The organism is Pseudomonas sp. DWP3-1-3b3 (genome assembly GCF_049896305.1).
Taxonomy (GTDB): Bacteria; Pseudomonadota; Gammaproteobacteria; order Pseudomonadales; family Pseudomonadaceae; genus Aquipseudomonas; species Aquipseudomonas azotoformans_A.
On sequence record NZ_JAFCUA010000001.1, the window covers coordinates 698,112 to 712,349 of the forward strand.

General features: G+C 61.5%; 15 protein-coding genes. 6 read left to right on the forward strand and 9 right to left on the reverse strand.

Annotated elements, in window-relative coordinates; all coding sequences use genetic code 11:
- Positions 1-20 precede the first annotated feature (20 nt).
- Positions 21-398 (forward strand): hypothetical protein, encoded by a 378-nt coding sequence (locus ACP7BX_RS03475; protein ID WP_426129831.1) that lies wholly within the window; start codon positions 21-23, stop codon positions 396-398.
- 82 nt (positions 399-480) lie between these two features.
- Here ACP7BX_RS03475 and ACP7BX_RS03480 read toward each other — a convergent pair whose 3' ends face one another.
- Positions 481-690 carry a cold-shock protein gene (locus ACP7BX_RS03480; RefSeq protein WP_032891681.1) on the reverse strand — a complete coding sequence of 70 codons (210 nt, stop codon included), beginning with the start codon at positions 688-690 and terminating at the stop codon, positions 481-483.
- Positions 691-872: 182 nt separating this feature from the next.
- Here ACP7BX_RS03480 and plsB point away from each other — a divergent pair, with 182 nt between their 5' ends.
- From plsB to ACP7BX_RS03495, 3 genes are read left to right on the forward strand one after another with little or no spacing between them, the layout of a single operon-like run.
- On the forward strand, positions 873-3,392 hold the full coding sequence (plsB, locus tag ACP7BX_RS03485; RefSeq protein ID WP_314525424.1) for a glycerol-3-phosphate 1-O-acyltransferase PlsB: 2,520 nt from the start codon (positions 873-875) through the stop codon (positions 3,390-3,392).
- Between the two features lie 51 nt (positions 3,393-3,443).
- Entirely contained in the window at positions 3,444-3,845 is a 402-nt protein-coding gene (locus tag ACP7BX_RS03490; protein WP_033902807.1) for a YbaY family lipoprotein, read from the forward strand.
- A 40-nt stretch (positions 3,846-3,885) separates the two neighbouring features.
- Complete coding sequence (locus tag ACP7BX_RS03495; RefSeq protein ID WP_033902808.1) at positions 3,886-4,575, forward strand: DUF4197 domain-containing protein; 690 nt, start codon at positions 3,886-3,888, stop codon at positions 4,573-4,575.
- A 65-nt stretch (positions 4,576-4,640) separates the two neighbouring features.
- Here the strand turns inward: ACP7BX_RS03495 and ACP7BX_RS03500 are convergent, their stop codons facing one another.
- The 3 genes from ACP7BX_RS03500 to ACP7BX_RS03510 all read right to left on the reverse strand — a co-directional run bounded on the left by ACP7BX_RS03500 (position 4,641) and on the right by ACP7BX_RS03510 (position 9,166).
- A complete protein-coding gene (locus ACP7BX_RS03500; protein WP_314525420.1) occupies positions 4,641-4,838 on the reverse strand; it encodes a hypothetical protein in 198 nt (65 codons plus the stop codon).
- Between the two features lie 155 nt (positions 4,839-4,993).
- Positions 4,994-8,059: an efflux RND transporter permease subunit gene (locus tag ACP7BX_RS03505; protein WP_426129834.1), complete on the reverse strand. Its 3,066-nt coding sequence runs from the start codon at positions 8,057-8,059 to the stop codon at positions 4,994-4,996.
- Positions 8,060-8,065: 6 nt separating this feature from the next.
- Positions 8,066-9,166, reverse strand: coding sequence for an efflux RND transporter periplasmic adaptor subunit (locus tag ACP7BX_RS03510; protein ID WP_426129836.1), 1,101 nt, complete (start codon positions 9,164-9,166; stop codon positions 8,066-8,068).
- 93 nt (positions 9,167-9,259) lie between these two features.
- Between ACP7BX_RS03510 and ACP7BX_RS03515 the strand changes: the two genes are divergently transcribed.
- Positions 9,260-9,913 carry a TetR/AcrR family transcriptional regulator gene (locus ACP7BX_RS03515; RefSeq protein WP_426129838.1) on the forward strand — a complete coding sequence of 218 codons (654 nt, stop codon included), beginning with the start codon at positions 9,260-9,262 and terminating at the stop codon, positions 9,911-9,913.
- 30 nt (positions 9,914-9,943) lie between these two features.
- Here ACP7BX_RS03515 and ACP7BX_RS03520 read toward each other — a convergent pair whose 3' ends face one another.
- Positions 9,944-10,726, reverse strand: a complete 783-nt coding sequence (locus ACP7BX_RS03520) for a class I SAM-dependent methyltransferase (RefSeq protein WP_426129840.1) — start codon at positions 10,724-10,726, stop codon at positions 9,944-9,946.
- A 96-nt stretch (positions 10,727-10,822) separates the two neighbouring features.
- Between ACP7BX_RS03520 and ACP7BX_RS03525 the strand changes: the two genes are divergently transcribed.
- The gene (locus ACP7BX_RS03525) at positions 10,823-11,443 is read left to right on the forward strand and encodes an energy transducer TonB (RefSeq protein WP_177111028.1); all 621 of its coding nucleotides are present in this window, start codon (positions 10,823-10,825) and stop codon (positions 11,441-11,443) included.
- A gap of 3 nt (positions 11,444-11,446) precedes the next feature.
- On the opposite strand, the gene ACP7BX_RS03530 is transcribed toward ACP7BX_RS03525, so the two are convergent.
- From ACP7BX_RS03530 to ACP7BX_RS03545, 4 genes are read right to left on the reverse strand one after another with little or no spacing between them, the layout of a single operon-like run.
- Positions 11,447-12,145 carry an extensin family protein gene (locus ACP7BX_RS03530; protein ID WP_426129842.1) on the reverse strand — a complete coding sequence of 233 codons (699 nt, stop codon included), beginning with the start codon at positions 12,143-12,145 and terminating at the stop codon, positions 11,447-11,449.
- A 3-nt stretch (positions 12,146-12,148) separates the two neighbouring features.
- Positions 12,149-12,976, reverse strand: coding sequence for an isocitrate lyase/PEP mutase family protein (locus tag ACP7BX_RS03535; RefSeq protein ID WP_426129844.1), 828 nt, complete (start codon positions 12,974-12,976; stop codon positions 12,149-12,151).
- Between the two features lie 27 nt (positions 12,977-13,003).
- Positions 13,004-13,864, reverse strand: a complete 861-nt coding sequence (locus ACP7BX_RS03540; protein WP_426129846.1) for a DUF72 domain-containing protein — start codon at positions 13,862-13,864, stop codon at positions 13,004-13,006.
- Positions 13,864-14,154: a hypothetical protein gene (locus tag ACP7BX_RS03545; protein ID WP_016979856.1), complete on the reverse strand. Its 291-nt coding sequence runs from the start codon at positions 14,152-14,154 to the stop codon at positions 13,864-13,866. The genes ACP7BX_RS03540 and ACP7BX_RS03545 overlap by 1 nt, the downstream gene beginning before the upstream one ends.
- Between the last annotated feature and the right edge of the window lie 84 nt (positions 14,155-14,238).

The window sequence follows — 14,238 nt, forward strand, 5'->3', positions numbered from 1 at the left end:
TCCCGCAACGAGGAACATCCATGCGCCAACCCGATATCGAGATTTACCTGAAGGACGCCGACGTCGACCACAAGGCCATCGCCGCCTGGCTGGGCGCCGCTCTGGGCCCGTGCTCCGACTGGGTCCAGAGAGGTCAGACCTACAAATGCAAGGCCGGTAATGTGCCGGTTACCTGGCTGCCCAAAGCCGTCGGTAAATGGAACAGCCTGTACCTGGAAAGCGACCAGACGCCGTGGGATGACGACATCGCCTGCGCCCGCGCTGCATTTGCTGCGCTGAACGTGGAAGTGCGTTGCGCGCCGGGGACTTGGGTTGAGGAAGAAGGTGAAGAAAGCGCTGATCACTGGATGCGCATCAGCGCGGATGGCGAAGAAGAAATCACCTGGAAAACCGCATAAGACCTGAGTTGTGAACTCAATCAAATGTGGGAGCGGGCTTGCTCGCTCCCACATGGGTTCAGCGGCGTTGCATGACTCTAGCTCAAAGCCCCACCACATCCTCCGCCTGCAACCCCTTCTCGCCGGTCACCACGGCGTATTCCACCTGCTGGCCCTCGGCCAGGGAGCGGTGGCCGTCACCGCGAATGGCGCGGTAGTGCACAAACACGTCCTTGCCGTCTTCGCGCTGGATGAAGCCATAGCCCTTTGCATCGTTGAACCACTTCACATTGCCGGTTTCACGCGTTGCCATCTGTCTTACTCCCACATGCATTTTTATTGTTGAGTCGCTCGCATTGAACTGCCGAGTATAAGACAGGCTCAAAAACGATCAACTCAAGTTTACATCGCTGCTTTTTTGCCGATTTTCGGCGAATACGGCACACTACCCGCCCGAGCGCCTGCTCGGTTTTTTCCACTTGAAGCAGCACGCCTATGACCCGCTCCCCGTTCCGCCGTCTAGTGTTCGGCACCTTGCGCCGACTGTTGTACCTCTGGGTTCGCTCGGAGACGATCAACCAGTCGTCCCTGACCCTTAACCTGGACCGCAGCCGGCCGGTGTTCTACGTCCTGCAATCGCCTTCCCTCACCGAATTGGCCGTGGTCGACGCCGAGTGCACCAAGGCCGGCCTGCCACGCCCGGTGCTGCCGGTATCGGTCGGCCCGTTGATGGAGCCGGCGGCGTTCTTCTACCTCACGCCGGAGCCGGACTGGCTCGGTCGCCAGGACAAGCGCGGAGCCCCCCCTACCCTGACCCGATTGGTCAACACCCTCACCGAACACGCGGAAGAGAATGCACAAATCATTCCCGTGAGCGTGTTCTGGGGCCAATCCCCTGAGAGCGAGTCCAGCCCGTGGAAGCTGTTGTTTGCCGACAGCTGGGCGGTCACCGGACGTCTGCGCCGCCTGTTGAGCATCCTGATCCTCGGTCGCAAGACCCGGGTGCAATTCTCTGCGCCTATCAACCTGCGTGAATTGATCGAGCACAATAAAGGCCACGAACGCACCGTGCGCATGGCCCAACGCATCCTGCGCGTGCACTTTCGTAACCTGAAGACGGCGGTCATCGGTCCGGATTTGTCACACCGGCGCAACCTGGTGAAGGGCCTGGTCAACATGCCGCTGGTGCGCCAGGCCATTGCCGATGAGGCCGAACGGGAGAAGATCAGCCCGGAAAAAGCCAAGGCCCAGGCCCTGCGCTACGGCAACGAGATCGCCTCGGACTACACCTACACCGCGATCCGCTTCCTCGAGGTGGTGCTGAGCTGGTTCTGGAACAAGATCTACGACGGCATCAAGGTCAATAACATCGAAGGTGTGCAAAAGGTTGCCCAGGGTTACGAGGTGATCTACGTACCTTGCCACCGCAGCCACATCGACTACCTGCTGCTGTCCTACCTGCTGTTCAAGAACGGCCTGACGCCGCCGCACATCGCCGCCGGGATCAACCTGAACATGCCGGTGATCGGCAGCCTGCTGCGCCGTGGCGGTGCGTTTTTCATGCGCCGCACCTTCAAGGGCAACCCGCTGTACACCTCGGTGTTCAACGAATACCTGCACACCCTGTTCACCAAGGGTTTTCCGGTGGAGTACTTCGTCGAGGGCGGTCGCTCACGCACCGGGCGCATGTTGCAGCCGAAGACCGGCATGTTGGCGATCACCCTGCGCAGCTTCTTGCGCTCCTCGCGCATGCCGATCGTGTTCGTGCCGGTGTACATCGGTTATGAGCGCGTACTCGAAGGCCGCACCTACCTGGGCGAGCTGCGCGGCGCGACCAAGAAGAAAGAGTCAATTTTCGATATTTTCAAAGTGGTCGGCGCGCTCAAGCAGCGCTTTGGCCAGGTCGCGGTCAACTTCGGCGAGCCGATCAAACTGGCCGAATTCCTCGACAACGAACAACCGGACTGGCGTTCCCAAGAACTGGGCCCGAACTATAAACCCGCCTGGCTCAACGAAACCACCAACCGCCTCGGCGAACAGGTGGCACGCCACTTGAATGAAGCAGCGGCGGTGAACCCGGTGAACCTGGTGGCTCTGGCGCTGCTGTCCACCACCCGCCTGGCCTTGGATGAACAGGCCATGGCGCGCCAGCTAGACCTGTACCTGGCGCTGCTGCGCCGCGTGCCCTACTCGCCCCATACCACTCTGCCGGAAGGCGATGGCCTGGCGCTGATCAAGCACGTCAAGGACATGGACCTGCTGTCGGAACAGAGTGATGCCCTGGGCAAGATTCTGTACCTGGACGAGCAGAACGCCGTCCTGATGACCTATTACCGCAACAACGTGCTGCACATCTTTGCCCTGCCGGCGCTGCTGGCAAGTTTCTTCCAGAGCAGTTCGCGGATGAGCCGCGACCAGATCCTGCGCTACACCCACGCGCTGTACCCGTACCTGCAATCGGAGCTGTTTATCCGTTGGTCGCTGGAAGAGCTGGACACGGTGATCGACCAATGGCTGGAGGCCTTTGTCGAACAAGGCCTGCTGCGTTTCGAAAACAACGTGTACCTGCGTCCGGCGCCGAGTTCGCGGCACTTTGTGCTGTTGACGCTGCTGTCCAAGAGCATCGCCCAGACCCTGCAACGCTTCTACATGGCGATTTCGCTGCTGCTCAACAGCGGCCAGAACAGCATCAGCGCCGAAGAACTGGAAGACCTGTGCACGATCATGGCCCAGCGCCTGTCGATCCTGCATGGCCTCAACGCCCCGGAATTCTTCGACAAGAGCCTTTTCCGACATTTCATCCAGACCTTGCTGGAGCAAGATGTGCTGCGCCGCGACGAAGCCGGCAAGCTGAGTTATCACGACCTGCTCGGCGAACTGGCCGAAGGCGCGGCCAAGCGCGTGTTGCCGGCGGAGATTCGCCTGTCGATCCGCCAGGTGGCGTTGCATCGTGTGGATGGCGCCGCTGAAGCACCGGTCGAACCCGAAGCCACTGCACCTGAAGAAACCCGCTAGATTTAAAGAGGCGCCGGAGGGATTCCGGCGCCGTTGAAAAGGAGCAACACCGTGAAAAAAATCATCCTCCTGGGCCTGACTGCCCTGCTCGGAGCCTGCCAATCCATGAGCCCTGCCCCTAAAGCCAGCCTTGATGGCGAAGTGTTCTACCTGCAACGCATCGCCCTGCCACCGACCGCGACCTTGAGCGTCAGCCTGCAAGACGTGTCGCTGATGGACGCCCCGGCCGTGACCCTGGCCGAGCAGAAAGGCCCGGTCAAAGGCCAGGTGCCGCTGCCGTTTCACCTGAGCTACGACCCGGCGCAAGTCAAACCCGGCCACACTTACTCGGTGAGCGCTCGCATCGAAGTGGAGGGCAAGCTACTGTTTATCACCACCGAACGCCACGCTGTGCAGCTCAATGGCCAGGACGTGCAACCGCTGCGCCTGCGGGTTGATGCTGTCGCCCACTGACAGTCTCTAGAACTTAAGCCAGATCAAAAAGGAAGCGCCCATGCTCCGTAACTCCCTTCGTCTTACTGCCCTGTGTGCCGGCCTGCTGTTCGGCGCCAACGCCATGGCCCTGGACTTGAGCAGCCTGTCCCAAGGCGACGCCAGTGGCGGCCTCAAGGACGCCCTGACCCAAGGCGCGCAGATCGCCGTGAAGCAACTGGGCGTACCCGGTGGTTTCAGCAACAACCCGGAAGTGAAGATCGGCCTGCCCGGCAAGCTGGGCAAAGTTGCCGACAAACTGAAAATGTTCGGCATGGGCGACCAGGTGACCCAGCTGGAAACCAGCATGAACAAGGCCGCCGAAACCGCCGTGACCCAGGCTCAGCCGATCCTGGTCAACGCCGTGAAAAACATGAGCGTGACGGACGCCAAGGGCATTCTCAGTGGCGGTCAGGACTCAGCTACCCAGTACCTCAACAAAAGCAGCCGCGAACAGATCCGCGCCAAGTTCCTGCCGATCGTCAAGGCCGCAACCGACAAGGTCGGCGTCGCCCAGCAATACAACGCCCTGGCCGGCAAAGCCGCAGCCTTTGGTGCAGTGGATGCCAAGAGCGCCAACGTTGAGAACTACGTGACCGAACAGGCGCTGGACGGGTTGTTCAAGATGATTGCCAAGCAGGAAGAAACCATTCGCGAGAACCCCGCGGCGGCCGCGACCAGCCTGGCGAAGAAAGTCTTCGGCGCGCTGTAAACCGAAAATAAACCCAGGCAGGTGTGGGGGGCTCACCTGCCTGGTTTCAAGCGGTTCTTCTACGATCAGAAGAACTTTCCTAGGCCAAGACCACCAAACGCGATCATGCCCAGGGGCATGACACCGAAGCCGATGGCCAGGCTCTTGCCGGGCTTGCAAGAGTCCTTGCAAGGGTCAGGCTTGGCCGGTTCAGGCTTGCTGGGTCCGCAGGGGTTGCTGTTGCACGCGGACCGGGAAGAGCTGATATTGACATCAATTTTCATGAGCACTCCTTGAATCATCAGATTTAAGCTCCCACCGGCAGGGGTGAAGCCCTACCGGCGAAAGACCTGGCAATCAGGTAATCAATGAGTGGCCCCTCGTCTTGGAAGCGTTCCCGCCTCCGTATCTGCTTTGTGAAATCCCCTACGACAACTCTTTACACGGCCGGTGGCTTGACCCGGAACCAGGCTGCGTACAAGGCCGGTAAAAACAACAGTGTCAGCGCCGTCGCCACAATCAATCCGCCCATGATCGCCACGGCCATAGGTCCGAAGAACACACTGCGTGACAGCGGAATCATGGCCAGCACCGCCGCCAGGGCTGTCAGCACAATCGGGCGGAAACGTCGGACGGTCGCCTCGATGATTGCTTGCCAGGGCGCCAGGCCTGCCTTGATGTCCTGTTCGATCTGATCCACCAGGATCACCGAGTTACGCATGATCATCCCGGACAGCGCGATAGTCCCCAGCATGGCCACAAAGCCGAACGGCTGGCGGAATACCAGCAGGAACAGCGTCACACCGATCAGCCCCAGCGGCGCTGTCAGGAATACCATGGCGGTGCGTGAGAAACTGCGCAGTTGCAGCATCAACAAAGTCAGCACCACCACGATAAACAGCGGCACGCCGGCTTTGACCGAGTTCTGGCCACGGGCCGAGTCCTCGACGGTGCCGCCAACGTCCAGCAGGTAGCCATCTGGCAGTTCGGCACGTACGCCTTCAAGGGTCGGCAGAATCTGCTGGACCAGCGTCGCCGGCTGTTCCTTGCCATAGATGTCTGCGCGGATGGTCACCGTCGGTAGGCGGTTGCGGTGCCAGATGATGCCTTCCTCGAAACCGTATTCGAGGGTGGCAATCTGCGACAGCGCTACGCTTTTGCCATTGTCGGTCGGCACCGCCAGGCTGGGCAGCAACGACAGCTCGGTGCGTTCATGCACGGTGCCGCGCAGGAGGATCTCGATCAATTCGTTGTCCTCGCGGTATTGGCTGACGCTGGAGCCGGTCAACGAACTCTGCAGGAATTTCGACAGGTTGGCAGTGCTCACACCAAGGGCGCGCGCGCGATCCTGATCGATATTGAGGTAGACGATCTTGCTCGGTTCTTCCCAGTCCAGGTGCACGTTGACCACGTGGGAATTTTCGCGAACCTTCGCCGCAACTTTCCGAGCCAGGGCGCGGACTTCTTCAATATGTTCGCCGGTTACACGGAACTGCACTGGGTAGCCCACGGGCGGGCCGTTTTCAAGGCGCGTGACCCGTGAGCGCAGGTCGGGGAATTGTTCGTTGAGGGTTTCGATCAGCCAGGTGCGCAGGCTTTCACGCTCCTCGATGGTTTTGGCCAGCACAACAAACTGGGCAAAGCTGGCGGCTGGCAGCTGTTGATCCAGCGGCAAGTAGAAACGCGGCGAACCGGTGCCGACGTAAGCCACGTAATTGTCGATGCCCGCGTGTTCCTTGAGCAAGGCTTCCAGGCGCTTGACCTGGTCGGCGGTGTTGCTCAGGGAAGCCCCTTCGGCCAGCTTCAGATCGACCATCAGCTCCAGACGGCCAGAAGCCGGGAAGAACTGCTGCGGCACAAAACGGAACAGCGCCACCGAGCCGATAAACAGCAACAGGGTCAGGACGATCACGGTTTTGCGCCGACGTACGCACCACTCCACCAGGCGTCTTACACGCTGATAGAAAGGTGTGCCGTAGGGATCCGGACCATCGGTGCCGTGCTTGGCGGCATGAATCTTCGCCAGGTCCGGCAGGAGTTTTTCCCCCAGATACGGCACAAACACCACCGCAGCCACCCAGGAGGCGAGCAACGCAATGGTCACCACCTGAAAGATCGAACGGGTGTATTCGCCGGTACTCGATTGCGCGGTGGCAATCGGCAGGAAGCCCGCTGCGGTGATCAGCGTACCGGTGAGCATCGGGAACGCAGTGCTGGTCCAGGCAAAGCTCGCGGCCTTGAGCCGGTCGTAACCCTGTTCCATCTTGATCGCCATCATTTCCACGGCAATGATCGCGTCGTCCACCAGCAAACCCAACGCCAGCACTAACGCGCCGAGGGAAATCTTGTGCAGGCCGATACCGAGGTAATACATGGTGGCAAACGTCATCGCCAACACCAGCGGAATCGCCAGGGCCACCACCATGCCGGTACGCACGCCGAGGGAGAAGAAACTCACCAGCAACACGATGGCCAGCGCTTCGGCCAGTACCTGCACGAATTCGCCGACGCTGGTTTTCACCGCTGCCGGTTGGTCCGACACCTTGCGCAGCTCCATGCCGGCCGGAAGGTTCTTCTGCAGGCGTGCGAATTCGCCTTCCAGGGCTTTGCCGAGTACCAGGATGTCGCCGCCGTCGCGCATGGCCACGGCCAGGCCGATCGCGTCTTCGCCCATGTAGCGCATGCGCGGTGCCGGTGGGTCATTGAAGCCACGGTGGATGTCGGCCACGTCGCCGATGCGGAAGGTTCGATCGCCTACGCGAATCGGGAAGTTGCGGATCTCTTCCACGGTCTTGAAGTTGCCCGAAACCCGCAGTTGCACACGCTCGCTCGGGGTTTCGAAGAACCCGGCGGTGGAGACGGCGTTCTGTTCCTGCAACGCCTGCTGTACCGCCGCCAGCGGCAAACCGAGGGTGGCCAGCTTGAGGTTGGACAGTTCGATCCAGATCTTCTCGTCTTGCAGGCCCAGCAGCTCGACCTTGCCCACATCCGCCACGCGCTGCAGCTGAATCTGGATACGGTCGGCGTAGTCCTTGAGTACGGCGTAATCAAAGCCATCGCCGGTCAGGGCGTAGATATTGCCAAAGGTGGTGCCGAATTCGTCGTTGAAGAACGGCCCCTGAATATCCGGCGGCAAGGTCTGGCGGATATCGCTGATCTTCTTGCGCACCTGGTACCACAGCTCGGGAATCTGCGCCGAATGCATGGAGTCACGGGCCATGAAGGTGACCTGGGATTCGCCGGGGCGCGAGAACGAGACGATGCGCTCGTACTCACCGGTCTCCATGAGTTTTTTCTCGATGCGCTCGGTGACTTGCCGCGAGACTTCCTGGGCCGTGGCGCCGGGCCAGTTGGTCTTGATCACCATGGCCTTGAAGGTGAACGGCGGGTCTTCGCTTTGTCCCAGCTTGGAGTAGGACAAGGTGCCGACCACTGCCAGCAGGATCATCAGGAACAGTACGATCTGGCGATTACGCAACGCCCATTCGGAAAGATTGAAACCCATCGGGGACTACTCCTTGGCCGCCAGATTCACCACACGGTTGGAGCGATCCACCGGGCGCACTTGCTGGCCCTCATGGAGCACATGCACACCCGCAGCAATGACCCAGTCCGTGGCGCTCAAACCCTCCAGTACCGGAACGGTTTTTTCACCGAAGGCACCGATGCGCACGGGTGTGCGCTTGAGGGTGTTGTCCGGCTGTACACGCCACACGTAGGACGCACCGTTCTCCGCGCTGAGGGCCGACAGTGGGACCGAGAGTGGAATATCGCCGTCGACCTGTATGAACACGCGGGCGCTCTGGCCCAGTTCGGCCGGGACCTTGCCGCCGGTAAACGCCACACGGGCAGCGAACGTACGCGACTTTGGATCGGCAGCCGGCGACAACTCACGAATGCGGCCGCTGAAGCGCTGGTCGGGCTGGCTCCACAGCTCGACCGATACCGGCTGGCCGATCTTGAAACGACCAAAACCCTGCTCCGGCAGGCTGATCAATACTTCGCGCTCGCCATCGGTAGCGAGGGTGAACACGGTCTGGCCGGCGGACACCACCTGGCCGACTTCCACCGCACGCTTGGCCACCACCCCGTCCTGTGGCGCACGCAGCACCGCATAGCCGGCCTGGTTGCTGGCCACGTCGAACTCGGCCTTGATCTGCTTGAGACGGGCCTCACCGGATCGATAGAGATTTTCGGAATTGTCGTACTGGGAGCGGCTGACCATCTGACGGTCCATCAGGGTCTTGTAGCGGTCACGCTCGGCGCGCACCAGGCTAAGGTTGGCCTCGGCGGCGGCGACTTGGGCACGTGTGGCTTCCAGTTGCAGGCGCACGTCCTGAGGATCGAGTTCGGCCAGCGCCTGATTGGCCTTGACCCGCTCGCCCTCTTCCACCAAGCGCTTGCTGACTTTGCCGCCGATGCGAAAGGCCAGGTCTGGCTCATAACGGGCGCGCACTTCACCGGGGTAGCTGTCCATCGACTGTGCAGAAGGCTGTGGCTGCACCACCATGGCCGGACGGAGGGTGGTCTGGGTCGCTTCTTCATGGCCGCACCCGGCCAACAGGAAGACCAGACTGACAGGCAACGCAAAGGGCAGGAAAGTACTGCGCATGCTGTAGGACCTTTCGCAAATGAAGCTAAGAATAATTATACTGGCGGGTATGTTATTAATACCAAACTCACCAGTCCAGTATTAAAGGTGAAAATGTCCGACAATCCCCTGAACACCAATAGCCCCGGGCGCCCCAAGGACATGGCAAAACGCCAGGCAATCCTCGAAGCAGCGAAAACCCTGTTTTTGAGCAATGGCTACGCCAGTACCAGCATGGATGCCGTGGCCCTTGAGGCCGGCGTGTCGAAACTGACCGTATACAGCCACTTCAACGACAAAGAGACCTTGTTCACCGCCGCAGTGGTGGCCAAGTGCGAAGAGCAACTGCCGGTGATGTACTTCGAGTTGCCTGCGGGCATGCCCGTGGAGACTGTGTTGCTGAATATCGCGCGGGGGTTCCATCGCCTGATCAACAGCGAGGAATCGGTCAACCTGCATCGCCTGATGATGACCACCGGCAATCAGGACGTGAAACTCTCGCAGATCTTCTTCGAGGCCGGTCCCATGCGCATGTTGCAAGGCATGGAACGCCTGCTCCGCAAGATCGACCAGAGCGGCGCACTGAGCATCGACAAACCCTTTACGGCGGCCGAGCATTTCTTCTGCCTGCTCAAGGGCACGGCGAATTTCTGCTTGCTGTATGGCTGCGGCGGGCAACTGAGTGAAGAAGCCGCCGAAGCCCATGTGCAGGAGGTGGTGGGGTTGTTTATGCGGGCGTATAGGAGGGAGGCAGCGGCAAGCGGTTAGCTGCAAGTTGAAAGCGCTTTTGCTTGCCGCTTAAACCTTGAGCGCTTTTTTCGGATAGATGTCATACCGGCTGGACTTGCCGTCCAACGCATGGCTCGGCTTAGGCCCTTCGATGCACGGTGCCTTGCGCGGACGCTTGACCACCACACGGTGGCTGGCCAGGGCCAAGGCGGCAGCCAACAGCGCTGGCGCGTCCGGATCATCCCCCACCAGTGGCCGGAACAGGCGCATTTCCTTCTTCACCAGGGCGGTTTTCTCACGGTGTGGAAACATCGGGTCGAGGTAGATCACCTGGGGCGGCTCGCCTTCCCAGTCGCGCATCACGTCGATGGAGTTGCCCTTGAGCAATTTCATGCGCGCCACGATCGGCGCTACCTCAAAATCATCCGCGCCACGCGCCAGACCATCTTCAAGCAAGGCGCCGATCAGCGGCTGGCGCTCGATCAGGCTCATCTCGCAGCCCAGGCTGGCCAGCACGAAGGCGTCCTTGCCCAGGCCAGCCGTGGCGTCCAACACCCGTGGACGCACGCCTTGGGCGATGCCCACGGCCTTGGCGATCATCTGCCCGCTGCCACCACCGTACAGGCGCCGATGCGCCGCGCCGCCTTCGACAAAGTCCACCCGCACCGGCCCCGGCGCGTCAGGCCCGAGCTGTTGCAGCTGTAGGCCGTGCTCGCCCACTTGTAGGGAAAAGTCCGCATCCGCCAGGTGCATCGGCAACCCGAGCAGTGTTGCCCAATGCTCGGCACGGCCCTGGAACGCTTCGCCCAAGGCCTCGACCTGGATGCGGCTGGCCGCTGGTTGTTCGCTCATCAATCGCTACGCTCAAAAATATTAAGGATCGGCAAACAGCGGCCGATAAAAACAACAGTCAGGTATTTTGCCAGAGCTGAGCGTCGATCGAGAAAAATGTCAGACATTCTTCCCCTAACCATCGGTGTACTGCCGACCCACAACCACTACGGCCTGCGCAATACCCAAGCGCTGGCCGGGGTGAGTCATGTGTGGCAGGACTTCTTCGCCCGTGCGTTGGCCGAGCAGCTCGGCGATACGCCGGACGCGCTGGCTGTGCAGGCGCAGGCACCGGCGGACCCAGCGGTAGAACCCAGCGCCGGCGCCGACCTGTTGTCGCAGATCCTCACCCAGCGTGAGTGCGACGTGAAAGACACCGAAATCGCCCCGCCGGAACCGCTGTTCCTGCCAATCGCCGAGTTCGAAACCGAGCTGCTGCCACCGGCTGCCACGCCGTTCCCGGAAGAGGAAATTGTCGCCCAGCAGCGCCAGCAGAACTTCGAAAGCGGTTGGGTCCGCCCGATTGTGCTCACCGCTGGCGAACCGCTGCCAGAGCCAGGCCCGGCGCCGGAGCCACGCCCACTGCACCTGCCCATCGCCGAATTCGAACTGGACCTGCTGCCGCCGGCCGCCACCCCGTACCCGACTGAAGAACTGGTCGCTCAGCAAAAGGCGCTCGACTTCGACTACTACTGGGCGCGCCCATTGGTTACCCAGAACCTGCGCCTGGCCGCCTGACACTCAGCGACACACCCACCAACGCCCCATGTCCAGATGGAAATGGTTGCGGTGCGCGGCGTTGTAGTCCGGGCTCAACACCACGTTGAAATCATCGCAGGCACTGTCGCGGACCTGACGCAGGAACCGCGCCTTGTCGCCCTCCCCCGGCCAATCCTTGAGCACACTGATACTGCGTCCGTCCGCCAAGCGGAAACCGGCGATGTCCAGGGCATTGGCGGACGCATGTTGGCTGAGTCGCCCTTCGGCGCGGTTGTACATATTGCGGCAGGCAAAGCTGCCCAGATGATCGACCCGCGTCACCGCCTGGCCGAACACCGCCTGGGCCGCCGGTTGCAGGCTGTGGCGCTCGAATAGGGCGAACGCCACCGCCAGCGGGCAACTGGCGAGAAAACTGCTGCTCAGGCCAACCGCAGCCCCCTGAACGCGCAAGGTATTGCGCAGCGGACACGCCGCATCAGCGGGCGTATCGGCTTGATGGCTGACGCGCAGGCCCGAGGTTTCCAGCACCCGGTCGCACAGCGCCGGGTCATCCTGCAGGCGCCCCAGCTTGTAGCGGGTCAACAGGTTCGGGCTGGCGCGCACATCCAGCGGGGCCCACGGGTTCCAATCGGCCGGCAGCGGCACCCAGCCACGCCAGACGCCAACGGCAAAACCGCCCGCCAGGATCAGCAGCACGCCCATCACGTTGAAAAAGCGCACCCTTTAACCCTTGAAGAACTCGTTGGCCTGGCTGAAGGGCATCTTGCGTTCGGTAAAGGTGAACGTGCCCAGCTCGTACACCTCCTGAGCCGCACGATAGAACTCGCCATAGGCCGCCAACGCCAGGGCCGAGCCGACGCTGATCCGCCGCACGCCCATCGCGCTGAGCTGCGCGACGCTGAGGTTCAAGCCGCCGGACATCAACACGTTCACCGGCTTGGGCGCCACCGCCTTGACCACCGCCAGCACTTCTTCGGCACTGCGCAGGGCCGGCGCATACAGCACGTCGGCACCGGCTTCGGCGTAGGCTTGCAGGCGGCGGATAGTGTCGGGCAAATCCAGGCGACCATGCAGGAGGTTTTCCGCACGGGCCGTCAAGGTGAACGGGAATGGCAGGCTGCGCGCGGCGGCGACCGCAGCTTCGACGCGCTCGACGGACAGCTCGAAAGGATAGATCGGGTCGGCGGCAATGCCCGTGGCGTCTTCAATGGAGCCGCCGACGATACCGGTGGCGGCGGCACGCAGGATGGTCTGGGCGCAGCCCTCGGGGGTGTCGCTGAAGCCGTTCTCCAGGTCCGCCGCTACCGGCAACGCCGTGGCCTGGGCAATCATGCGGGCGTTGATCAAGGTGTCGTCCAGGGACAACGCACCTTCCGCATCCGGGCGCGCCAGGCTGAATGCGTAGCCCGCACTGGTGGTGGCAAGGGCTTCAAACCCCAGGCTGGCCAGCATCACGGCGGATCCTGCATCCCACGGGTTGGGCATCACGAACGCGCGGTCACGCTGGTGCAAGGCCTTGAAGGTTTCGGCGCGAAGGGTTTGGGCATCCATGTCTGGCTCCTGGCGGGAAAAGGAGCCCTAGAGTAACCCCAGTTGCTCCACGGCGGGAGCACGATCCAAGGTCGGCAGCGGCGGCAGACACGGCAGGCGCAACGTCAGCTGGTCGTGGAAACGCAGGGCCAGTTGTGCGGCTAGGCGATTATCCGAGGTGTGCAGGAACACGTAGGGGGTGCGGCCTTCTTCGATCCAGCCGGCGACTTTTTCCACCCACGGCACCAGGAACGGGTCGTTGGCTTCCAATTCGGGATGACCGATAAAACGCACTTGGGGAAATTGCGTCAGTGCCGCCGGCCGTGGCGGCACCTTGGGCTTTTTCGATTGGGCGTGCAGCACGGCGGCCGATGTAGACGTGCAACTGAACAACGCACGCGGGTCCAGGCAGATGCGCTCAACGCCCCGGTCCCGTAACAAGCGGTTAAGCATGCGCTCGGCATCACCTTTGGCGAAGAATTCCGAATGACGCACTTCCACCGCCATGGGCCGCTCCAAGCCATCAATGAAGCCTGCCAGCTCCCCCAGACGCTGCGGTGTGAACGTCGCGGGCAACTGCAACCACAGCGGCGAGACCCGTTCACCCAGAGGGCTCATCAAGCCCACAAAGCTTTCGGCAGCCGGTAGCTGCTCAATCAGGTTGCCGCTGTGGCTGATATCACCGGGAAACTTGGCCGTGAAACGGAAATCGTCGGGCATGATTTCAGCCCAGCGTTGCACCGTGGCGGTCGAGGGTCGTGCATAGAACGTGGTGTTGCCTTCAACGGCGTTGAAGACCTGGGAGTAGAGCGCGAGGTAGTCGCTGGAACGGGCATCGGCGGGGTACAGGTACTCGCGCCAGGCGTTTTCACTCCAGGACGGGCAACCGAGGTAGTAAGGCAGGCGCATCAGATGTGGATGTCGAGGCCCAGCACTTCCATATCCCATTCGACAAAACCGGCGGTGGTCAGGTAGCTGGCCAGGGCGGTGGCGACGCTTTTGCTCATGGAACGCGGGAAGACCATGTCTTGCTGACGGGCGGGAAGACCGCTGATACGGGCTTGAGCGTTGGCCTGCGCGTCGGACTGGACCTCGATGAAGTCCGGCGAATCCTCGACAGACTCGTCTACCGTGACGTTTGCCTTACGCGGCTTGCGCTTGATTGGGTAGGACTGTGAGGAAAAGCCATCAATACGCATGGGCGCGAACTCGCTATCAGTAATGGCATTTTGGCAGCATCATCCGTGGTGCGCAAATGCTCTGGTGATAACTAGAACACATAA

Bases quoted from the DNA above. Each gene is read 5' to 3' on its own strand.
- ACP7BX_RS03540 (WP_426129846.1), bottom strand. From the start codon at position 13,864: ATGCGCCTGCCTTACTACCTCGGTTGCCCGTCCTGGAGTGAAAACGCC.
- ACP7BX_RS03510 (WP_426129836.1), bottom strand. From the start codon at position 9,166: ATGCGCAGTACTTTCCTGCCCTTTGCGTTGCCTGTCAGTCTGGTCTTC.
- ACP7BX_RS03505 (WP_426129834.1), bottom strand. From the start codon at position 8,059: ATGGGTTTCAATCTTTCCGAATGGGCGTTGCGTAATCGCCAGATCGTA.
- ACP7BX_RS03535 (WP_426129844.1), bottom strand. From the start codon at position 12,976: ATGGATGCCCAAACCCTTCGCGCCGAAACCTTCAAGGCCTTGCACCAG.
- ACP7BX_RS03520 (WP_426129840.1), bottom strand. From the start codon at position 10,726: ATGAGCGAACAACCAGCGGCCAGCCGCATCCAGGTCGAGGCCTTGGGC.
- plsB (WP_314525424.1), top strand. From the start codon at position 873: ATGACCCGCTCCCCGTTCCGCCGTCTAGTGTTCGGCACCTTGCGCCGA.
- ACP7BX_RS03525 (WP_177111028.1), top strand. From the start codon at position 10,823: ATGTCAGACATTCTTCCCCTAACCATCGGTGTACTGCCGACCCACAAC.
- ACP7BX_RS03545 (WP_016979856.1), bottom strand. From the start codon at position 14,154: ATGCGTATTGATGGCTTTTCCTCACAGTCCTACCCAATCAAGCGCAAG.
- ACP7BX_RS03500 (WP_314525420.1), bottom strand. From the start codon at position 4,838: ATGAAAATTGATGTCAATATCAGCTCTTCCCGGTCCGCGTGCAACAGC.
- ACP7BX_RS03475 (WP_426129831.1), top strand. From the start codon at position 21: ATGCGCCAACCCGATATCGAGATTTACCTGAAGGACGCCGACGTCGAC.
- ACP7BX_RS03480 (WP_032891681.1), bottom strand. From the start codon at position 690: ATGGCAACGCGTGAAACCGGCAATGTGAAGTGGTTCAACGATGCAAAG.
- ACP7BX_RS03515 (WP_426129838.1), top strand. From the start codon at position 9,260: ATGTCCGACAATCCCCTGAACACCAATAGCCCCGGGCGCCCCAAGGAC.
- ACP7BX_RS03495 (WP_033902808.1), top strand. From the start codon at position 3,886: ATGCTCCGTAACTCCCTTCGTCTTACTGCCCTGTGTGCCGGCCTGCTG.